Source organism: Flavobacterium sp. LAR06, from assembly GCF_041946075.1.
Lineage (GTDB): Bacteria > Bacteroidota > Bacteroidia > Flavobacteriales > Flavobacteriaceae > Flavobacterium.
The window spans coordinates 197,543-217,259 of the sequence record NZ_JAUTYT010000005.1 but is presented as its reverse complement, the minus strand read 5'-3'; the positions used below and the strand labels follow the sequence as shown (position 1 = coordinate 217,259).

Annotated in this window: 12 protein-coding genes; 4 read left to right on the top strand and 8 right to left on the bottom strand. The window is 35.8% G+C overall.

Features of this window, described 5'->3' with window-relative positions; translation table 11 throughout:
* Window positions 1-156: 156 nt before the first annotated feature.
* The 8 genes from Q7C23_RS09355 to Q7C23_RS09320 form a co-directional block, all read right to left on the bottom strand.
* The gene (locus Q7C23_RS09355; RefSeq protein ID WP_375032272.1) at window positions 157-2,826 is read right to left on the bottom strand and encodes a glycoside hydrolase family 3 C-terminal domain-containing protein; all 2,670 of its coding nucleotides are present in this window, start codon (window positions 2,824-2,826) and stop codon (window positions 157-159) included.
* 59 nt (window positions 2,827-2,885) lie between these two features.
* Complete coding sequence (locus tag Q7C23_RS09350; protein ID WP_375032271.1) at window positions 2,886-4,223, bottom strand: alpha-L-fucosidase; 1,338 nt, start codon at window positions 4,221-4,223, stop codon at window positions 2,886-2,888.
* 14 nt (window positions 4,224-4,237) lie between these two features.
* Complete coding sequence (galB, locus tag Q7C23_RS09345; RefSeq protein WP_375032270.1) at window positions 4,238-6,787, bottom strand: beta-galactosidase GalB; 2,550 nt, start codon at window positions 6,785-6,787, stop codon at window positions 4,238-4,240.
* Window positions 6,788-7,303: 516 nt separating this feature from the next.
* On the bottom strand, window positions 7,304-8,083 hold the full coding sequence (locus tag Q7C23_RS09340; RefSeq protein WP_375032269.1) for an SDR family oxidoreductase: 780 nt from the start codon (window positions 8,081-8,083) through the stop codon (window positions 7,304-7,306).
* A 49-nt stretch (window positions 8,084-8,132) separates the two neighbouring features.
* Window positions 8,133-8,963 (bottom strand): amidohydrolase family protein, encoded by an 831-nt coding sequence (locus tag Q7C23_RS09335; RefSeq protein WP_375032268.1) that lies wholly within the window; start codon window positions 8,961-8,963, stop codon window positions 8,133-8,135.
* Window positions 8,950-9,297 (bottom strand): L-rhamnose mutarotase, encoded by a 348-nt coding sequence (locus Q7C23_RS09330; RefSeq protein ID WP_375032267.1) that lies wholly within the window; start codon window positions 9,295-9,297, stop codon window positions 8,950-8,952. The genes Q7C23_RS09335 and Q7C23_RS09330 overlap by 14 nt, the downstream gene beginning before the upstream one ends.
* 82 nt (window positions 9,298-9,379) lie before the next feature.
* A complete protein-coding gene (locus Q7C23_RS09325) occupies window positions 9,380-10,804 on the bottom strand; it encodes an alpha-L-fucosidase (protein WP_375032266.1) in 1,425 nt (474 codons plus the stop codon).
* Between the two features lie 397 nt (window positions 10,805-11,201).
* Window positions 11,202-12,077, bottom strand: coding sequence for an AraC family transcriptional regulator (locus Q7C23_RS09320; protein WP_375032265.1), 876 nt, complete (start codon window positions 12,075-12,077; stop codon window positions 11,202-11,204).
* A gap of 267 nt (window positions 12,078-12,344) precedes the next feature.
* Between Q7C23_RS09320 and Q7C23_RS09315 the strand changes: the two genes are divergently transcribed.
* The 4 genes from Q7C23_RS09315 (at window position 12,345) to Q7C23_RS09300 (ending at window position 19,704) form a co-directional block, all read left to right on the top strand.
* A complete protein-coding gene (locus tag Q7C23_RS09315) occupies window positions 12,345-14,801 on the top strand; it encodes an alpha/beta hydrolase-fold protein (protein WP_375032264.1) in 2,457 nt (818 codons plus the stop codon).
* Between the two features lie 6 nt (window positions 14,802-14,807).
* Window positions 14,808-17,030, top strand: coding sequence for an alpha-galactosidase (locus Q7C23_RS09310; protein WP_375032263.1), 2,223 nt, complete (start codon window positions 14,808-14,810; stop codon window positions 17,028-17,030).
* Between the two features lie 187 nt (window positions 17,031-17,217).
* Window positions 17,218-18,225: an isoaspartyl peptidase/L-asparaginase family protein gene (locus Q7C23_RS09305; protein WP_375032262.1), complete on the top strand. Its 1,008-nt coding sequence runs from the start codon at window positions 17,218-17,220 to the stop codon at window positions 18,223-18,225.
* 30 nt (window positions 18,226-18,255) lie between these two features.
* A complete protein-coding gene (locus Q7C23_RS09300; RefSeq protein ID WP_375032261.1) occupies window positions 18,256-19,704 on the top strand; it encodes an alpha-L-fucosidase in 1,449 nt (482 codons plus the stop codon).
* Window positions 19,705-19,717: the final 13 nt, after the last annotated feature.

Here is a 19,717-nt window from a genome sequence, read left to right as displayed (position 1 = left end):
TCTAACCTCATTAACCCTTTTTTTCTCTTATTTTATCTTTTTTAGCAGTACTTAAAAACAAGGTATTTTCTTATATTTAATTTCCCCGTAATTCTTTAAAAAAGCACAAAACAGATAATCTGTTATCTTAAAATTAATTCACCCATTATTAAACGCTTATTCTGTCACCGTAAGAACTTCTCTCAATCGAATATCCCTTGACGAAGCGCCAATCATAATTCTAAAATCACCCGGTTCAACTACCCATTTCATATCCTGATTTAGCATTTGCAACGTTTCTTTGTTAATGTCAAATGCTATTTCTTTTGATTCTCCCGCTTTAAGTGAAATTCTCCGAAAACCTTTCAACTGCTTGATTGGCTGAGCAATTGATGCCAAAACATCTCTAACGTAAAACTGAACTACTTCGTCTCCATCAATATTACTGGTGTTTTTTATCGTACAATACACTTTTGTTGTTTCTGATTTTCCTATTTGTTTTTTGTCAAATCTTAAATTGCCATATTCAAAAGTTGAATAACTTAGTCCGTATCCAAAAGGAAATAAGGGCGCACCGTTTAGGTTGGTATAATCATCTGAACGACCCGTTGGTTTGTGATTGTAAACCAATGGTAATTGTCCTTCAAAAACAGGGAAAGTAATTGGTAAACGGCCTGCAGGATTTTTATCTCCGAACAAAATATTCGCCACCGCATTACCTCCATCTTCTCCAGGATACCAAACATCTAAAATCGATGATACATTGTTAATCCATTTGTCCATGGTAATGGCACTTCCTCCAACCAAAATCACTACAATCGGTTTTCCTGTTGCGGCAACAGCATTTATTAATTCTTCCTGATGTCCTAACAAACCTAAATAAGCTCGGTCATTAAATTCCCCTTCTTCGATTCCTGCCGCAATTACAGCCACATCTGATTTTTTTGCAGCAGCTACTGCTTCATCAATCTTATGTTGCCAATCGTTATTTACGCCAACATTCCAAACCAACTTGAATTTAGCATAACCCTGCGATTCGAAAAATTCCACTTTGATATCGTATTCTTTGTCTTTCTCAAAATTGAAATTGACTAATTTTGTTGAATAAGTTTGGCTTTTCCAGTTATCAATAATTAGTTTTCCATTCAAATACAAGCGATAACCGTCATTCCCTTCAAAACCAATTTTATAAGTTCCCGTAACTGGAGATTTGATTTTTCCGTTCCACTTAGCTGAATAAAAATCGTAGTTGATTTTTGCCTGATCCGGAGAATATAATGTCCAGTCAAAATTAATGGCATTGTCTAATCTTGTTACAACAGGACTTCCACTTAGTTGTACATTATTAAAATATTCACCTGTTAATCCATTTACTGATTTTCCGTTTTCAATGCTAAATAAATTAGCTGATGGTACAATAACATAATCTGTACTTTTTCTCGCACAACCTTCAGCAAGGTTAATCGCAATCGATTTTCCTAACTTCGTTTTTATACCCTCCAACATACTTACTTTTCCGTTGCCGGGACCGCTGTAACCACCTAAACGTGCTTCGGTAATATCATTTCCTATTAAGGCAATTGATTGAATTGATTTTTTAAGAGGCAAAACATTGTTTTCATTTTTCAATAAAACCATTCCTTTTTCAGCCGCTTCTCTTGATAGTAATTTATGAAGCGGATTTCCATTCCATTTGTTTGTCTCTTTTTCGTCGGCATATGGATTTTCAAACAATCCCAATTCGAATTTCAATCTCAAAACTCTTGCTACAGATTCATCGATATTTTTCATATCAATTCTTCCGTCCAAAAATGGCGGTTGAAATAATTTATAATGGTCAAAAGCCGTTTGAAAAATCACATCTAACCCATTATTTATGGCGTTGGCACTTGATTCAGGATAATCTTTTGCTGTATAATGCAGTACATTTCCGCCGCCAACAGCATTCGCATCAGAAATAATGAATCCTTTAAAATTCATTTCTCCTTTCAGTTTTTTATTCAACAACCAATCATTGGCTGTACAGGGACTTCCGTTTAAAGAATTATAGGAAGTCATCACACTTCTGCTTCCCCCTTCTCCAAAACAGGCACGAAAAGGCGGAAGTTGATATTCTTCTAAATAACGTTCGTTGTAATCAATTGGGTAACTATCACGTCCACCGTCTCCACTGTTTGCAAGGAAATGTTTTGGCGTTGTAATCACACCTCTTTCCTCAAAAGAAGACACATAGGCGACTCCCATTTTTGAAGAAAGAAAAGGATCTTCGCCATAAGTTTCTTCTACTCTTCCCCAACGAACATCAGAAGCAAGATTGACAACCGGCGATAAAATCTGGCGAATTCCACGGCTTTTAGATTCCATCGCAATAGCAGTTGAAACTCTTTTAACCAAAGCCGGATCAAATGTTGCTGCCAATGAAATAGACTGAGGAAAAGCGGTTGCTCCATCTCGTACTAATCCGTGCAAAGCCTCATCAAAAGCAATAATCGGAATACCAAGACGCGTTTTCTCCACAAAATACTTCTGAATTTTATTGATCAGTTTTACAGTTTCCTTTGCATTACTTGCTGCACTGTAATCTAAAATTTGGTTACTCGCATCAGTACTTCCTTTGGCACTTACCTGAAAACCAAAAATGCCATTTTTATAATTTTCTGCCCCATCAGATAAATCACCTGGAATCATGAACATTTGCCAAAATTTTTCCTCAACCGTCATTCGGGACAACAAATCCTGAACGCGATCTTCAACAGGTAATTTTGGGTTTTTATATTTTGGAGTGCTTTGAGAAAACAAGGCTTGAACTCCAAAAAACAAAGCTATTAAAAGTGCTTTTTTGTTCATAATTGCATTATTGAAAATACCTCTAAGGCATGAATTATAATTTGTTATTTTAATGAATATTAGTTAGTTAAAAAACCACCATGACCTCTGTATAATTTAATTGGCGCATCTAAAGTAACTTTGATACAAGTCACATATTTATCATCAGCAGTTTCCGGCAAATCAATGTAAACTAATCCCGGAACGGCACTCCATGAAATTTTACCCACCACTTTGTGAGTCAATTTTACATTTGATCCCAAAACTGTAATATCCTGAATTTTATTATCCAGTCCCTTCAACATCAATTGTCCTGAAGTTTTTCCGTGAACAAATAAATAAAGTGTTTTAGAATCTTTAGAAAGTGTAGTTGGTCCGTAGAAATGTCCTAATGGAATTCCGGGAATAGTTCCAAAAATCCCTTCACCATTTCTTCTGTTCCAATCACCCAATTCTTTCAATGTAGAAACAACTGTTTCCGGATAAGTTCCATCAGGTTTTGGCCCGATGTCTAATAATAAATTTCCTCCGTTTGAAACCGCATCAACAAAAATCGTAATGATTTCATAAGGTGTTTTCCAGTTGGTATCGCTCACACGGTAACCCCAGTTTTCATTCATCGTCATACACAATTCCCACCATTTATAAGCGGGACGAACTACCGGGAAATTTTGTTCGGGAGTATCATAATCTCCATATCCCTGCAAACGTCCGTTGATAATCGTATTCGGATTTCTGTCTAACATCATTTTGCGTGTTTTCTCTGCTTGCCATTCTTCAGCACTGTGCTCCCAGTCTCCATCAAACCACCATAAATCAGGATTATACCAATCTGATATTTCTTTGATTTGTCCCTGGAAGAATTTTTGAAAACGTTCCCAACGTGCTGGTTCTTTTTTAATATCATAACGTGCTTTGTCTTTCAAAAAGCCCGGATAATCATTGTGTGTCCAATCGATTAAGGAGAAATAAGCACCACATTTAATATCTCTTTTTCGTAATTCTTCGAAAAAAGGCTTAACCATATCTTTTTTAGCCGGAGTGGTTTTTACCGAACTCAGTTTTCCCAATTTGGTATCGTACATCGCCACACCATCATGATGTTTCGTTGTAATTACGGCATATTTTGCACCGGAATCTTTGATCATTTCTGCCCAGGCAACAGGATCGTAATTACTTAAAGTGTAACTTTTTTGTTGTTTCATATAATCTTCAACAGAAATTTTTCCATTGTGAAAACTCCAGGATTCAGAAACATCGGCAACGGAATAAATTCCGGCGTGAATAAAGATTCCTAGTTTTGCGTCTTCAAACCATTTCATTTTTGGAGCAATATCCGCTGCAGCAATTTTGTTCTGGGCTGTTACGGTAATAGTTGTTCCGACAACTAAAGCAGTTAAGATTATTTTTTTAATCATTTTATTTTTTTTATTTATTTAACTCTGATTGTTGTGGCAGCAGCTTGCAATCCTGCGCTTTCTGCTTTCACTATAAACTCTCCTTTTTGATCTTTTTTAGCCTTAACAATTACTAATACTTTTCCGTTATAAGCTGGTCTTTCCGTACTTTGAAAGGGTACAAAACTTGTCGCATCTCCATTATCTGTTGCTACGATTTCTCCTGCTCCTTCAATTGAAAATTTAACTAAAGGATTAGAACGGGGAACCATAAACCCTTCATTATCTGCAATATCAACGGTTAGAAAAACCAAATCAACATCGTCTGCAAATACTTCTGCTCTGTCAGCTGTCATTTTTAGTTTTGTAGCATCTCCGGTAGTTTTAACAACATCAGTTGCCCATTTTTTTCCATTTTTATAACAAACTACTTTCAATTCGCCAGGAGTATAAACTACATCTTCCCACATCAAACGGAAATCTTTTCCTGCTTCCATTTTCTTTCTTCCAAGGCTTTTTCCGTTAAGGAATAATTCTCCTTCATCTCCCGAAGTATAAACATGTACAGGAACCACTTTTCCAACACGTTCGCTCCAATTCCAATGTGGAAGAATATGAGCTGTTGGAACATCTGGTCTCCAATGTGATTTATAACTGTAATAACGATCTTTTGGAAAACCAGCCAAATCGATAATTCCGAAATAACTGCTTCTAGAAGGTGGATTACTTTTTTGTAGCTCCGCCAATTTCGCCTCTAATTCTGCTTGTTTTGAAGGATCAGTTCTAAAATTTAATAAATTGGTTTCATCTGAATTGTAGGGAGTTGGTTCACCTAAATAATCAAAACCGGTCCAAACATATTCTCCCAATAAATGTGGGTATTTTGCATTGGTACGAAATTGTGTATCCGGCGAACAGCCCCAGCCCGGAAATGCATCATCATAAGAGGAAATTTGCCAGCTCGTTTTGTTGTATTTATCATCAAAGAAATATTCTCCACGTGAACTTACGGTTGAAGCCGTTTCACTTCCAATTGTTGGCTTTTTCTCATATCTTGGATCAACATCCCATTTTGGCTGTTGGTCAAAGAAATAGTTTACTCCCATAAGATCCAGGGCAACAACAGCTCCTGAACTTCTTCCTCCATCAGGATCATTATATCCGTTTGAAACCGGGCGTGTTGGGTCTTCCCTGCGCATTATATCGGCTAATTCTTTTGTCAATTTCACATTTTGCTGATCCGGAACTTCATTTCCAATGGACCAGATAAATACGGAAGGATTGTTTCTGTCTCTGTGTGTTAAGGCAATCAAATCTTTTTCGTGCCATTCGTCAAAAATCAAATTATAGTCTGATTTTTTCTTTCCTATTTTCCACGCATCAAAAGCTTCATCCCAAACTAAAAAGCCCATTTTATCAGCCAGTTCCAATAATTCAGGAGCCGGAGGATTATGAGAAGTACGCAAAGAGTTACACCCCATTTCTTTCAACATAACCAATTGTCTTTTCAAGGCCGAAGTATTGATTGCTGCTCCCAAAGCACCTAAATCGTGATGATTACAAGTTCCGAAGATTTCAACTCTTTTTCCATTCAAAAGAAAACCCTTTCTTGGCGTAAATTCAATTGTACGAACACCAAAAGGAGTATTATAAGTGTCAACCACTTTTCCGTCAACACTTACTTTAGTTTGTGCTACATAACGATTAGGCGTTTTTAAATCCCATAATTTAGGATTGTTTAAAACCGAATGCATTTCTGCTTCTTCAGTTCCATTTGCCTTGATTTCCAGTGTTGAAGTAATTAACGAACCTACTTTTACTTTTGGTGTATCATTAATATCCATTTCGTATAAGTCAGTTGTAACAACTGCTTTTACTGATTTATCTGTTGCATTATCAACCTTAACCATTACTCTGATATCGGCAGCATCTTTTCTGATATTTGGAGTGGTTATATAAGTCCCCCAATGTCCAACATGAACCGGATTCGTTTTTACCAACCAAACATGACGGTAGATTCCTGCTCCAGGATACCAACGTGAATCCCAGTTCTCTGTATCTAAACGAACGGCTAAAATATTTTCTTGCCCGAATTTTAAAAAGGGAGTCAAATTCATGCGGAAAGAATTATATCCGTAAGGCCAGGTTCCCACATATTTCCCATTTAAATAAATTTTGGCATTTGCCATCGCTCCGTCAAAGTCAATAAAAATTTGTTTTCCTGAATCTGAAGACGAAACCGTAAAATGTTTTCTATACCAACCAATTCCTTTCCATGGTAATTTTCCCGTTTCTCCTCTCAATTCAATTCTAAAAGGCCCTTTGATCGCCCAATCGTGCGGTACATTTAATTTCTCCCAATTGGCTTCGTTTGTTGAAACGGCTTCTAAATTTTTAGGCTCTTCTTTAACCAATCCGTCAGCCTGAGATCCAAATCGGGAAAAAAGCCAATTATCATCAAAGGACTGAGTATCGGTAGAACCCATTCTTTTAATTGTAGTATGCTGCGAAAAAACAGATAATCCCATCATCAAACAGAGTAGTAGCAAAAGGCTCTTGTTTAGTGAAAATATCTTTTTATTCATTTTGGTTAGGTTTAATAATTTTGGTTCGGTTTCTAGTAAAATGAGCCGTTTTATTTATTCAAATTCAAATCTTTATATTCGTTTTAATTTATCGGTTTTCAGCTGGTATTAGAATATCTTGTTTTTGGTAAAATTGACATTAATACAGGAAGACATATTTCTTAAAATAAAAACAAGCATTATTTAACGCTAAATCTAAACAAATTTGATTTTTCTTAAAACTATTTTAGACGGACGACATATAAACGAAGATAAACATCAAAAAAAATCACAAAAAACACTTTTATTATAAATTTCAGTTTTGACAAACTTTATCGCATAGCGCTATATTATCATATCCAATTTTGGCTTGATTAGTTTTATTTGATATTTTTTGGTAGAGAAGTATTCTGACGGTTATTGGTATTCCTTAAAAATAAATTTGCCGGGTTTCCCAATTCAAATGGCTTTTATGCTATTTGAATACTTTTAATTTTCCATAAAAACCGAAGTATTCAAATAGCAATTTATTATAAGTTACAAGGAACGATCTAAATGTGTGTAACCACCATCCACATAAATCAATTGGCCTGTAGTATGGCTTGATTTATCAGACAATAAGAATACGGCCATATTGGCGATTTCTTCAGCAGTTGTCATTCTGTTTTCTAATGGAATTTTAGCTGTGATTTCTTTTAATTTTTGCTGTGGATTTTCAAGTGTATTAATCCAGGTTTCGTATAATGGGGTATAACATTCAGCCACAATAACTGAATTTACACGTATTCCGTATTTCAATAATTCTACTGCCCATTCCCGTGTTAAAGCATTACGTCCACCGTTTGATGCTGCATAAGCTGACGTATTTCCTTGTCCCGTATCAGCAGTTTTTGAACCAATATTTACAATTGCACCTTTAGTTTTTTTTAACTCTGGCAAAGCATGTTGCGCCATCAAATAATAGTGCACCAAATTTTTATGAATCGACGCAACAAATTTTTCGTAATTGCCGCTTTCTAAACCTACACCATCATTTACACCGGCATTGTTGATTAATCCATCAATGCGACCGCAGAGCTCCACTACCTGATCGACTGCACTTTTGCAAGCTTCCGGATTTGTTAACTCGGCCACAACAGACAAGGCCTTTCCTCCTCCAGTTTCAATTTCTTTTACAGCGATTTGATTATCTGCCTCAGCTCTTCCTATTATTACAGGAATAGCACCTTCAGCAGCCAAAACTTTACAAATACCAAGTCCAATACCTTTTGCGCCACCGGTTACGATAATTATTTTGTCAGTAAGATTAAGATTCATTTGTTTATTATTTTGGTTGAATAGTTAGTATTTTTTATTGGAAAGTAACTTATTCCAATTGATAAAATTGTATAGCATTACTGCTCCAGAATTTATCCTGATCTGCTTTCGGAAATTTCGAAAAATAGTACTCTGTAATATCGCAAGATTCTGAATACGAAGCAGCAAGCAAGCAAACGGGCCAGTCACTGCCAAACATCAGGCGATCAATTCCAAAAACTTCTGTAATGACATCTAAGCAGTAGATAAAGTCTGTTTCATTCCAATTGTTCCAGTCTGCTTCGGTTACTAAACCTGAAATCTTGCACATCACATTTTGAAATTTTGCAATAGCTCTAATACCTTTTTCCCATTCTGTAAATTCTTTATTTTTAAAATCCGGTTTTGCCAAATGATCAATAACGAATTTTTGCTCTGGAAATTTTGCAACCAATTTGGCCGCATTTTCCAAATGTTTTGGAAAAATCAAAATGTCATATGTGAAATTGTATTTTACCAATTTCGAAATTCCATTTTGAAAACTTTCCTGCAGCATAAAATCAATGTCTGCTTCTGCCTGAACGATATGTCTGAATCCTTTCAGTTTTTCATATTTACTGTATTCATTCAAATGCGCTTCAATATTTTCTGCACGCAAATCAACCCAGCCGACAACGCCTTTTATAAAATCATTTTCTTTTGATAAATCTAAAAGAAAACGAGTTTCCTCTTCACTCTGATCAGCCTGAACCGCCACGCAGCCCGCAAACTGATTTTCAAACAGCAAAGGCTTTAAATCAGCAGGTAAAAAATCCTTCCTGATCACTTCCATTTCTTCGTTGATCCAGGCGTCTTTTACAGGATTATATTTCCAAAAATGTTGGTGGCTATCTATTTTCATGCAAGTCGAATATTTTTTCCATCATCATCCATTTTTCACCTTCTTTTGCTCCTGGTAATGCTTTTTGATATTTCCACATCAATTCTTCCCATTTTTGCACCACAGCATTACTGGCATCCATCTCCCCTTTTCTTTCAAAAGTAAAAGTTTCATTGGCCTCAATAATCATGAACAATCTATTGCCAACGCAATAAATATCAAGATTTTCAATGCCTGCACTAACAATACTTTCTGTTATTTCAGGCCAGATTTTTTCATGATATTTTTTATATTCCGCAATTAAAACGGGATCATCATTTAAATCTAATGCGAGACAATATTTTTGAGTTATCATATTATATATTTAAAATTGAAGGTTAGAAACCTAAAATTAGACATTATCATTTACAAAATCATTCAAGCTAAAGATCGAATTATTAACTGACCACTTTAATAACCACTCCAGCTTTTTTTGCCAGCTCTGCTCTTAAAGATTTAGGTATTGTGACAGCAATTCCTCCAGCAACATTTTTGTAGCTTAATTTTGTTTTACCATCTAAAAGCATAACATTTAGTTTTCCTTTTAAATTATTTTTAATAATGATTTCAGCCGGTATTTCTTTTTCATTTGCTTTTGGAAGATAAATTCCGAAAACCGTTTTATCTCCTTTTGAAGTGTAATACAAATTACCTTCCGAGTAAGGAACAATTGGTTTTGTAGCATAAATCGCTTCTCCATTAATATCAAGCCATTTTCCAACTTCGGCTAAAGCCTGCTCAATTTTCGGTTCAAAATTTCCTTTACCATCAGGGCCAACACCAAGCAGTAAATTTCCGCCTTTGGCTACAATTCCGGTTAATAACTGAATCACTTCTGTTCCTGATTTGTATTTATCATTTGGCACCCATCCCCAATCATTTCCAAGTGTCACACAGCTTTCCCATGGCACCGGAATTGGTTTTTCCAACACTTTACGCTCGGGCGTAAGATAATCTTCGTATTCGCCCGGAACCCAACGATCCACAACTATAAGACCCGGCTGCTTTTTACGCGCCGTTTCTGCAATTTGTTTCATATTAATATCCAGATTCTGGCGTCCTTTTTTTTCTGAAGGACGAACCCATCCTCCATCAAGCCATAAAACATCTACTTTTCCATAATTAGTTGTCAATTCATCCAACTGATTTTGAGTGTATTTTACAAAGTTTTGCCATCTTTCAGGATACGTTTTAATATCGTAGTTTGGATTTCTGTCTTTTGGAGGATAGTACTTCCACCAAAAATCCTGTGAAGTCCAGTCCGGTTTTGAGAAGTAGATTCCAACTGATAATCCTTCTTTTCTTGAAGCATCCAGAACGTTTTTCAATACATCCGGTTTTGGATTTTTAGCGTTTGGCAAATTCGGATTTGTAATTTTGAAATCGGTAAATTTGGAATCGTACATACAGAATCCATCATGATGTTTTGAAGTAAAAATCAAATATTTCACTCCGGCGTTTTTGAACATTTTTGCCCATTTTTCCGAATCAAGATTTGTTGGATTCAGACTAAATCTTGCACCGCGATAATCGGAAGCAAAAGAATCATAATCATCATAACCGTTGCGTGTTACCCAGTCTTCAGGCGCTAGTCCCCAAGATTCACAGATTCCTAATTGACTGTATAATCCCATATGAATCAGGACACCAAATTTATAATCCTGCCACTTAGCCAGATTATCTTTTACCGCCTGATCTTTTGGACCAATATAAGTATCACCAGGTATTTTTTCATTTTCCGCCATAATATCGCCTTGTGCGTGAGATAAAGCTCCTATCGCAAAACAGCAAGCTGTGAAAACTAATTTGATTCTGCTTCTCATATTATATTTTATTATTCTTTAAACGATTATCACTTAAGAAGTAACCTGAAAACCAAGTTTATTCACTAAAACGTTTTATGTTTTGGAATACAGTATTTTGATACAATCTCAAAAAAATAAAATTATTGCATTATTAAGTTTTATTTTAACTCAAAATTATCATTAATTAAGCATTTATTATCTTTATAATTAATTTCACAAAAAAGCCGTAAAAAGCTGCACATTTCAGGAATAAATTATTGATTGAAAAAAAATATATCATTTATGGGATAAAAACGCAAATAAGCACCCCTGCAATTTGCACTAAAGCAATCCGGATTTATTAAAAGTAAAGCCGTACTTATTATTCTTTATAAAACAAGACAGAAATAATCTTATAGATTAATAAAGAAGAAGTTTAAAAAGCCTGAACCAGAGCATTTCTTCTATATTCCTTTGGAGTTGTTCCAATTAATTTCTTGAAGAGCTTATTGAAGTTTGAAGCTGTTTTATAACCACATTCATAGGCAATTTCAGAAATTCCCAAATCGGTTTCAATTAAATATTTACAAGCATTTGAAACTCTGATTTCGTTTAGGTATTCTACAAATGCTTTTTTGGTTTTAGATTTAAACATTCTGCAAAACGATGTAGGTGTCAGATTGGCGATTTTAGAAATTTCATCCAGTGATATTTCTTCTTTATAATTTGTTTTTACATACTGAAAAACAGCTGCAAGTCGATCATTTTTATTTTCATCACTAACCGAAACATAAGAATCGTCATTAATATATCTGAGATCTTTACTTTTTGATAAAAGAAACAAAATTTCAATAAGTCCCATGACAACTTCAAAACCTTTCTTTTTTAGTAATTTTTCCATCTTTTTAGCAATGATTGCATTGGTTTGTCCCGTAATTGAAACTCCCTTTACACCCTGAGAAAGAAATTTTTTAACCTCCTGAGCTTCCGGCAACTCATAAAAAGAGTTTCCAAAAAGATCTCTGCTAAAGTAAATCACCATGGCCCTAGCCTTTAAGCTATTTATTCCTTTATAAAAAATTTCATCGTTAAGCCAAACATGCGGAATATCATCTCCAAGAAAAACCATATCCCCAGATTGGAAAGATTCTACAGAATTTCCGATAATGCGTTTTCCGTGGCTTTCTAAGATATAAACCAACTCAAATTCCGGGTGTGAATGAAAAGGCGATTGAAAAAAAGATTCCTCGCGAGAAAACACAGATAGCGACGTATTAGTATAGGAAGCGATATTTGTTTTAACAATTTTCATTTTTTAGAATAACAATGATAATTAATAACTAAATAAGGATAAAATTGGAGTATTTACTAAATTATTTTAGATATAATTTTATATTCCCTAAAAAACAAAAATAGCAAAAAATCTTTACGACAGTCCTAAATCTGGTTAACAAATTTAAAAAAACGTAAAATTATCGGAAATAAATTGTTAAATCATCAGTTTTGCTGTTTTTTTATTAAATCGATTTAGTAAAAGTCTGAAAAGTTGGAATAAATTAGAAAAAATAAACCCCGAAAAATGAAAAAAAAACTCTTAATTTTCTCCATTCTGTTGTGCATAAATTCGATTGCACAGACAAAAACAACCGGAAATGTAGTTGAATATTTTGGTAAAGAAAAAATTGTTACCACTGCCGAGGGAAATGTATTGTATCATTTTATAAATGGCTATACCCTCCAAACCGAAAGCAGAACAGGTACACTTTTTAACGGACAAGACCCAATAGCGTGGCAATATGCGGTAGGGAAATTTGTGAATCCGACTAAACAAAAAGGAGATTGGCAGGAAATCAAGGTCGATTCAGCAAAAGTTTTCAGCGGAAAGCCTATGCGATCCGCTTTTCTTTATACACAATATAATGCTTCAAAAGAACAAATTGTCCTTTTAGAAACTACAGGAGGTACCCGCACTTATATAAACGGTCAGCCACACGAAGGCGATCATTATGATTTTGGTTATACTTTGATTCCATTTAAACTTGGAAAAGGTGTCAACGAATTTGTTTATACCAAAGGTCGTTTTGGACGTGTAAAATCAAAAATCATTGTGCCTTCAAAAAGCATTCAGTTTACCAAACGTGATATGACACTTCCTGATGTTATTAATGGCGAAAAAGACGAGAAATGGGCTTCTGTTCGCGTCATCAACGCCACTGAAAAAGAACTAAAAAATCTTATCATCACAGCTACTTTATCAAGCGGAGAAAAAGCCACTTATGCAACAGATGCAATCATGCCTATGTTTGTCAGAAAAGTAAAGTTTAAAGTTCCGGCTGCCAAAACTGATTTTACAGGAGAATTAAAAATGGAACTAACGCTTGCTGACAAAAGCGGAAAAATAATCGACAAAACAGAAATTACCATCCAACAACGCTCGGCGACCATTCATCATGAACGAACTTTTGTGAGTAAAGTAGACAACAGCGTTCAATATTACAGTATCGCTCCGGCATTGGGAAGTGGACCAAAAGGATTGGTTCTTTCTGTTCACGGCGCCTCTGTTGAGGCCAGAAATCAGGCAAGAGCCTACAAACAAAAAGACTGGGTTCATATTGTTGCAGCTACGAATCGACGTCCTTTTGGTTTTAACTGGGAAGATTGGGGAAGAATTGATGCCCTGGAAGTTTTGGCTGAAGCCAAAAAAGTATTCAACACTATTCCGGCTCAAACGTACTTAACCGGTCACTCTATGGGCGGCCACGGCACCTGGTTTTTAGGAACAACTTATCCGGGAAAATTTGCAGCCATTGCGCCTTGTGCCTCCTACCCTGATATTTCGATGTACGGATTTGACAAAGGCGATGAAATGCATGATATGTTCAAAGCATTTGAACCAATCAAACGTTCTGCCAATTCTGGTCGCGTTAAAAGTATTGTACAAAACCTGAAACAAGGAGGAGTTTATATGCTGCATGGCGATGCCGATTCGACCGTGCCAATTTCGCAAGTACGTGAAATGCGCCAGATTTTAGGTACTTTCCATCCTAACTTTTGTTATTACGAATATCCTGGCGGCGAGCATTGGTATGGCGATCATTCTGTAGACTGGTTTCCGATTTTTGAATTCTTCAAACGTCAAACAATTCCAACAAACAAAGAAGTCAAAGAAATTGATTTTCACACCGCAACTCCGGCAGTTTCTTCAACTGATTATTGGATAAAATTACAACAGCAAATAAAACCTTTTGATTTCTCCAATATCAATGCAAAAATTGACAAACAGCAAATTAACATCAAAACGGTAAATGTTTCTATAATGGAACTTGATTTGGCTTCATTAGCTTTAGAAGGAGAAGTCACCTTAAATATTGATGGTCAACTGGTAAAAACAACTTCGGATAAAAAAGCTATTCTGAATTTGAAAGATGGAAAATGGGCTTTGATAAACGAAATCAACACAGCCGAGAAGTATGCAGAACGTCAGGGCGGATTCAAATTTGCATTTGATAATAATGTCGTTTTTGTGTATGCAACAGGCGGTTCTGAATCAGATCGTGAATGGTATTTAAACAGAGCCCGTTTTGACTCAGAGACTTTCTATTATAGAGGAAATGGAAGCATTGACGTGATTTCAGACAAAGAGTTTTCATTAGAAAAATACAAAGACAGAAATGTGGTGGTTTATGGAAATGCTTCTAACAATAGCGCATGGAAATTACTTTTGAAAAATGCTCCCATTCAAATAGACAATCAACAAATAAAAGTTGGTGACAAAATCCTAAAAGGAGATGATCTGGCTGCCTATTTTGTCGTACCAAGAAATGACAGTAAAACAGCAATAGTAGGTGTTGTGGGAGGAACTTCTGAGAAAGGGATGAAAGCAACCTGGGCAAACAATTATATTTCGGGAATTACCGGATTTCCAGATGTAATGATATTTAAAGCAGATTTACTTCTGAATGGATTACCAGCTATGAAAGTAAGCGGCTTCTTGGATAATGACTGGTCAGCCAAAACGCTGGAGTTTTTCAATTAAAAAAACATGAAAATAACAAACGTAATATTTGGATTGATAATCTTTGTGATTGGTTTATCGACACATGCACAGGAAAAAAACAAAAAGTCTGTTGATCTGTCGAATCTTCCTGTTTTGAATAATAGATCAGAAGCTGCAACAATAAGTGATTGGTTAATTACATCCATCAGTGCCAATGCAAATGTATATGCAAGCCAGGATAAAAAATCGATCATTTTGTACAATGGACTAATTAGAAGATCCTTTCGAATTTTACCAAATATTGCCTGTACGGATCTTACCAATCTAACTAATAATCAGCAATTAATAAGAGCTATAAAACCGGAAGCTAAAATTACGCTTGACGGAAAAGAATATTCTGTTGGAGGACTGACAGGCCAAAAAGAAAATGCTTATTTATTACCAGAATGGGTTGATAAAATGGAAGTTGGAAAAGAAGATTTTGTTTTTTCTAACTATTCTGTTTCAGACCTAAAACCCTATATCAACTGGAAACCGAATAATTGGGCGATGAATAAAAAACAGGCTACTGGAAAATTGCTTGTTTTTGAATTCACTTCTTCATTACCCGAATTAAAAGGTTTGAAAGTAAAAGTAAATTATGAGTTGTACGATGGATTGCCATTGATAACTAAATCAATCACAATTGAAAACACAGGACAACGAAAAATTAAACTAGACAGGGTTATAAGCGAAAATATAGCAATGGTGGAAGAACAAAGTGCCGTGGAAGGAAATCCAGATAAAATGAGAAGTCAACATGGATTCTATATCGAAACCAATTATGCTTTCAATAATGCAATGAATTATGAGTTGAGCGACCAAACTACACATTGGGAAAAAGATTCCATTTACACTTCGCAAGTGCATTACCAATACAAAACACCTTGTTTACTGGAAGTTTATCCCGATAAAGCTCCCGGAATAGATTTAAAACCGGGTGAGGTTTTTAATTCTGTTCGTACTAATGAATTATTAATCGATACTTATGACCGCCAGCGTCGTGGACTGATGATTAAAAGAATGTACAGCACTATTGCACCATGGACAACAGAAAATCCGATTTTCATGCATTTGGTAAGTCAAAATGACGAGCAGGTACGTGCAGCAATTGATCAATGTGCACTTACAGGTTATGAAGCTCTTATTTTGAGTTTTGGAAGTCATCTGAATATGGAATTGGATACACCTGAAAATCATCAAAAATGGAAAACGTTGGCAGATTATGCTCATAGTAAAGGCATTAAAATAGGGGGTTATTCATTATTTAGCAGCCGCCGCATCAGTGATGATGATGACGTAATCGATCCTAAAACTGGAAAACCTGGTGGCGCTTTTTTTGGAAACGCACCTTGTTTTGGAAGTAAATGGGGTCTGTCTTACAGAGATCGCATCAAAAACTTTTTCACAGCAACAAACTTTGATATTTGGGAAAATGATGGGCCATATCCTGGCGATGTCTGTGCTTCGACGACACATCCGGGACACAAGAATCTAGATGATTCACAATGGAGACAAATGAATATTCAAAAAGATCTATACCGTTGGTTGAACGAAAAAGGAGTCTACATCAATGCCCCAGATTGGTATTTTCTTGATGGAACACATAAAATTGCTTTAGGCTACCGGGAAACAAATTTCTCTCGCTCAAGAGAACAACAACGTATTTTAAATCGTCAAAATATACATGATGGAACAATTGAAAAATCAGCTTCAATGTCATGGGGATTTGTGCCTTTAACCGTTTATCAGGGCGGCGATGCATCAGCTGTTTTAGAGCCATTAAGTGAACATCTTAAAGATTACGAACAGTTGATGGTGCAATATTACGGAGCGGGAGTTCAGGCATGTTATCGTGGTCCTCGCTTGTATGATACTGATACAACAAAGGAACTGGTTAAAACAACAATTAATTGGTACAAAAAATATCGGGAGATTCTGAATTCTGCTATGATTCAGTTACGACGCGCAGACGGTAGAGATTGGGACGGTTTTATACACGTAAATCCACAGCTAAAACAAAAGGGATTTATCATGCTATATAACCCAACCAAAGAAAAAATAACCAGAACTATAAATATACCATTGTATTATACAGGTTTAAGCGAAAAAGCAATGGTGCGTGAAAAAGAAACTTCTATAAAAAATTACAAAATCAACCGTAATTATGACATTGAACTAACTTTTACAATTGAGCCTGAAAATTATACCTGGTATGCTATTGAGTAACATAAAAAAAATAATAGAAAAAGAAATGTAGATTCAAAAATCTACAGTAAATGAAAAAGTATACAAAGACAAAAAACTGATTTTGTAGTTAAAAAAACAGCACATAAAAATTATTTACTAATACGATTTAGGAATTAAATAAAAACCCTTATTTTTAGCAACCAAAGCAAATAAAAAGACACAACATATGAACAATCGTAGAAATTTTCTAAAAACAGCTGCAATGGCTTCGGCTGCTGTAGCGCTAAGTTCTTTCACTGGGAAACCAGAAGAGAATGAAGAGCGTGATAATAACCTTTCTGATGGAAAAATAAGAAAACCTATCGTACTTTCTACCTGGAATTTTGGTTTGAAAGCCAATGAAGCCGCCTGGGAAGTATTGAAAAAAGGTGGACGTGCCCTTGATGCTGTAGAAGCAGGAGTGAAAATTCCGGAAGGTGATCCAACAGAAAGAAGTGTTGGTTATGGTGGAAGACCGGACAGAGACGGACGCGTAACATTAGACGCCTGTATCATGGACGAAATGTCTAATATTGGTTCTGTAGGTTGTCTGGAATTTATTAAACATCCCATTTCTGTTGCACGTGCCGTAATGGAAAAAACACCACACGTAATGTTGGTTGGTGACGGAGCGCTTCAATTTGCATTGGCACAAGGTTTTCCAAAAGAAAACCTATTGGTTCCGGATTCTGAAAGAGAATGGAAAGAATGGTTAAAAACTTCGGAATACAAACCAATTGCTAATATTGAAAATCACGATACTATCGGAATGATTGCTTTGGATGCTGATGGAAATCTTTCCGGAGCCTGTACAACAAGCGGAATGGCATTTAAAATGCACGGTCGTTTAGGTGATTCTCCAATTATTGGCGCAGGTTTGTATGTTGATAACGAAATTGGTGCTGCAACTGCAACGGGTCATGGCGAAGAAGTTATCAGAATTTCAGGAAGTCATTTGGTTGTTGAATTGATGCGTCAGGGAAAATCTCCACAAAAAGCTTGTGAGGAAGCTGTTTTGAGAGTAGTGAAACTGATGAAAAACAGAAACAAAGATTTAAAAGATATTCAGGTTGGTTTTATTGCCCTGAACAAAAAAGGGGATTATGGTTCCTATTGTGTTCAGAGTGGTTTTAACTACGCTGTTTATGATGACACCGGGAACAAATTAATTAATCCTGAGTTTTACTTAAAGTAATACAATAACTACTTACCAAAAAACCATAAAATGAAAAAGAAATTCAAATCATTATATACAGCATTTGTCTGCGCTAGTGCGCTTTCACTGCATGCGCAGGGTGACTTCAGTATGAAAGCTGACAAAACCGAAGAAGAAGGCTATGTTATGACAAAAGATCCCTTAGTGAAAGCTAATTTGGACAAATGGCAGGGTTACAAATTTGGGGTTTTAATTCATATGGGACTTTATTCACAGCTGGGAATCGTAGAATCATGGGGATTAGCTCCGGAAGATTGGGTTAGCAGAGACGGATACGACGATTATTACAAATATGCTACGGACTACAGAAATACCAAATTCAAATTAAATCCCACGAATTTAAACTCTGAAAAATGGGCTAAAATGTTCAAAAACGCTGGAGCAAAATATATGATTTTCACCTCGAAACATCATGATGGATTCTGTATGTATGATTCAAAATATACCGATTTCAAGATCACAAATCCAGAATTGCCGTATGCCAAAAATCCAAAAGCCGATGTATTAAAAGATGTCTTGGATGCCTCAAGAAAAGAAGGTTTGGCTGTTGGTGTTTATTTCTCTAAACCAGACTGGACAACAGAAAATTTCTGGTGGTCTTATTATCCTCCAAAAGACAGAAACCCAACTTACGACATCAAAAAATTTCCGGAAAGATGGCAAAGTTATGTACAATACACCCAAAATCAGTTGAACGAATTGACTACAAACTACGGAAAAGTGGATATTCTTTGGCTTGACGGCTGTTGGGTTCGTCCGTTGTCAACCATCAATAAAAAAGTAGAAGAGTTCTGTAAATATCCTTATGATATGGATATCAACATGAAACTGGTTTCAGAAACGGCTCGTAAAAAACAACCCGGAATGTTGGTTGTAGATCGCTGGGTTCCGAGCGAATATGAGAATTATCTAACACCTGAGCAAAAAACGCCTGAGAAACCATTAAGTGTGCCTTGGGAAAGTTGTATAACTCTTGGCGGAGCCTGGGGATGGGTGCCAAATGATCATTATAAATCTTCAAAAGAAGTAATTCAATTGATGACGAGTATCGTAGTAAAAGGTGGAAATCTATTATTAGGTGTTGGACCGGATGCCAAAGGAGAATTTGATCCTAAAATTGAAACCACTTTAGCTAACGTTGGAAAATGGTTATCAGTAAATGGTGAAGCTATTTATGATACTAAACCTGTTGCGCCTTATTTAGACGGAAAAGTAGGTTACACACAGAAAGGCAAGTCAATTTACGGCATTTACATGCCTGCTAAAGACGAAAAAGAATTACCTGCGGAAATCAGCATCAAAACGGATATTAAAGGCAATCTAAAAGCTTCTTTACTAAACAACAAACAAAAACTGACCAGTAAAAAAGTCGATGGCGGAATAGTTGTTACAATCCCGAAAGAATTAAGAACTTCATTAGCCAGTCAGGAAGCGGTGGTAATTAAAGTAACGCAATAAGTGAGATAAAATC